Below are 3,113 nucleotides of genomic sequence, written 5' to 3'. Positions count from 1 at the left end.
CTGGCCGGCACGGGCGCGCGTTCGTTCTGCCTGGTGTTCGAGCGGCCCCTAGAATGGTTCACCCTCACTCTCTGGCTCACGCTGCTGGTGCATCGTCATGGCGATCGATTGCTGCGCATCAAGGGCTTGCTGGGCATCGCGGCCGACGGTTTCGCGCACGGGCAACCCACGGTGCTGCACGGGATCGGGCACCTGATGCACCCGCCCGAACACCTGGCCGACTGGCCCGACGACGACCGGCGCTCGCGCCTGGTCTTCATCGTGCAGGGCCTGTCCGAGGCGGACGTGCGCGCTTCGTGGGAAGCCTTCGAACGCTTCTACGCGCCGCGGGAAGCCGGGCCGAATCCTCTCACCTCGAAAGCGTAGCCATGGCCGCCCTGGCATCGAAGAGAACCGAGCTGCGCGTGCTGGGCACGTCGGTCACGCTCACGGAAGCCGTGCGCAAGCGCGCCATGTCGGACCTCGGCCTGCGCATCCACTTCGAGGTGCTCGACGGCTTCGACGCGCAGCGCCAGGCCGTGATCGAGCAGGGCAGCTTCGACGTCTACGACCAGTGGTTCCACAGCATCGACTACCTCTGGCCGGCCGGCGCGCTGCAGCCCATCGAGCTGGACCGGATCGAGCACTGGTCCGAGGTCAATGCCCTGCCCAAGACCGGGCGGATCGCGCCGGACGCGCGCTACGGGCAGGGCTGCAATCCCGTGACGCGCCTCTACGTTCAGCCCGACGGCAGCGTGGGCGACGCGCCGAGCGCGCAGATCAGCATGCTGCCGCTCACGCACAACGCCGACAGCTTCGTCTACCTGCCGGCCGAGATCCCGTCGCTGTTCGGCACCGAGGAGAGCTGGTCGTGGCTGGTGTCGCCGGCCTGCAATGGCCGCGTGGCGCTGCAGGCCGATGCCGCGATCGGCGCGCTCGACGCCGTGCTGGCGCTGCGCGCGAGCGGCGAGATGGCGTTCGGCGACATCAGCAACCTCGAGATCGAGGAGGTCGACCGGATGATCGCGCTGCTGATGGCCAAGAAGAAGGCCGGCCTGTTCCGCGGCTTCTGGGGCAACTACGCCGATGCCGCGCGCATGATGATCGATGCGCGCGTCGCGATCCAGAGCAACTGGTCGCCCGCCATCGCGCAGTACGAGCAGGCCGGCCTGGCCTACCGGCTGGCGCGTCCGCGCGAAGGCTATCGGGCCTGGTACGGCGGCCTGGGCATCGCGCGGCGCGCGCAGGGACCCAAGCTCGACGCGGCCTACCGCTACCTGAACTGGTGGCATTCGGGCTGGGCCGGCGCGGTGATGGCGCGGCAGGGCTTCTACATCTCGAACCCGCTGCGCACGCGCGCGCACCTGAGTGCGGCCGAATGGGGCTATTGGTACGCGGGGCTGCCGGCGGCCGAGGACCTGCCGGGAACTGACGGTACCATCCTGATCCGCCAAGGCAGCGTGCGCGACGGCGGCTCCTATGCGCAGCGCATGAGCGACGTGGCCGTGTGGAACACCGTCATGGACGAGCACAACTACCTGGTGCGCAAATGGACCGAGTTCCTGCGCAGCGGCTGAACCCCTGTTGAGACCCCGAGACGCGACTGCACGACAGCGATGAGAAGACCATGAGTCCGCCAGCCTCCGACCCCGCGTCGGCCGAGGAAAGCACCGAAGCTGGCGAACGGAAGCTGCGCTACGAACTGATCCGCCACCGGCTGCGCCAGGCCATCGTCGACCGGCGCATCGTGCCCGGGCTGGTGCTGCTCGAAGGACCGGTCGCCGACGTGTTCGGCACCAGCCGCGTGCCGGTGCGCAAGGCCTTCCACCTGCTCCATGAAGAAGGCCTGCTGCAGAAGTTCATGGGCCGCGGCTACATGGTCGCGCCGCGCGGCCAGCAGGTGGAGCCGCTGCGGCTGCCGATCGACGAGGCCTCGCTCGGGCAGGATGCGCAGGACGCGACCATCTACATCCCCTCCGAGAGCGAGCGCATCTACAGCGAGTTCGAGCAGTCGATCTCGGCCGCCATCGTGTTCGGCCACTTCCGCATCGACGAAGCGCAGGCCATGCAGCATTTCAGCGTGAACCGCGGCGCGCTGCGCGAGGTGCTGAGCCGGCTGGTCGACCGCGGCCTGGTCGAGAAGAGCGCCTATGCGGCCTGGCGCGCCGGCCCGCTGACGGCGCGCGCCATGGCGCAGGACTTCGAGGTCCGGCTGCTGCTGGCGCCGGCCGCGCTGCTCGAGAGCGCGCCGAAGCTCGATGCGCAGTTCCTGTCGGGCCTGCGCGAGGTGCTGCGCGATCCCGCGGCCGTCGACACGGAAGAGCTGCTGCGCATCGAAAGCCAGATCCACGACGCGTGCCTGGCGCACCACCCCAACACCAAGATGCTCGGCATCCTGCGGCAATGCCAGATGCCGCTGATCGTTCATCAGACCTTCTGCCGCATGTTCCACCAGCCGGTGCATCCCGCGCTGATCGACGAGTACCGGCAGATCGTCGAGCACCTGTGCGAGGGCCGCTACGCGCAGGCGGCCGAGGCGCTCGCGGCGCACCTGCAGGCCGCGCGCAAGCGCACGCAGCAGCAGCTCAAGGTGCTGGCCGTGCTGCCCGAGCCGCCGTTGCCGGCCTACCTCGTGCGCATTGCCTGAGCACGGGCCATGGCCCGGCCTCAGCCGATCGCCTGCGCCTCCCTGAAGCCCTCGAGCACCGCGTCGTCCACCTCGCGCGGCGCCACGCAGTCGCCGATGCGGCGCACCGCCAGGCCGCGTGCCTTCAACTGGCGGTAGAGCCCGTCCTCGCTCTCGCGCAGCATCGACAGCACGACCGTGTCGACCGCCAGCGTCTCGCTCGCGCCGCCCAGCGTGCCGCGCAGCACTACGCGGCCCGGCTCGATACGCTCGACCGTGGTCGAGGCGCGCAGCGCCACGCCGGCCGCGGCCACGCGCGGCATCAGCCAGGGCCAGTCGAGCGTGGGCTCGAGCTTGCGGCCGAGCATCGCGTCGGCGCCGACCACCGTGACCTCGCGGCCGGCGGAGCTCAGCAGCCGCGCCAGGCCCAGCGGCAGGTAGTCGCCGTTGTCGTCGACGATCAGCACGCGGCGCCCGCAGGCGGGCAGGTCGTCGAGCGCCGAGAGCG

General features: G+C 70.3%; 3 protein-coding genes and 1 pseudogene. 3 read left to right on the top strand and 1 reads right to left on the bottom strand.

Translation table 11 applies throughout. The features are described from left to right. The 3 genes from AC27VN_RS37125 to AC27VN_RS37115 form a co-directional block, all read left to right on the top strand. The coding region (locus AC27VN_RS37125; RefSeq protein WP_490879880.1) for a GTP-binding protein at positions 1 to 366 on the top strand (366 nt) is incomplete at its 5' end. Between the two features lie 2 nt (positions 367 to 368). Further along, positions 369 to 1,556: an ABC transporter substrate-binding protein gene (locus AC27VN_RS37120; protein ID WP_093346868.1), complete on the top strand. Its 1,188-nt coding sequence runs from the start codon at positions 369 to 371 to the stop codon at positions 1,554 to 1,556. Positions 1,557 to 1,606: 50 nt separating this feature from the next. Beyond that, complete coding sequence (locus tag AC27VN_RS37115; protein ID WP_296786263.1) at positions 1,607 to 2,626, top strand: GntR family transcriptional regulator; 1,020 nt, start codon at positions 1,607 to 1,609, stop codon at positions 2,624 to 2,626. Between the two features lie 20 nt (positions 2,627 to 2,646). On the opposite strand, the pseudogene AC27VN_RS37110 reads toward AC27VN_RS37115, so the two are convergent. Further along, positions 2,647 to 3,113, bottom strand: a pseudogene (locus AC27VN_RS37110) (hypothetical protein); the annotation flags it as partial.

This window comes from Variovorax sp. 20P10.2.4, from assembly GCF_058244205.1.
This window is presented reverse-complemented; position numbering and strand designations above follow the sequence as displayed.

Excerpts from the sequence above, each read along its gene's own strand:
- AC27VN_RS37115 (WP_296786263.1), top strand. The coding sequence starts at position 1,607 with ATGAGTCCGCCAGCCTCCGACCCCGCGTCGGCCGAGGAAAGCACCGAA.
- AC27VN_RS37120 (WP_093346868.1), top strand. The coding sequence starts at position 369 with ATGGCCGCCCTGGCATCGAAGAGAACCGAGCTGCGCGTGCTGGGCACG.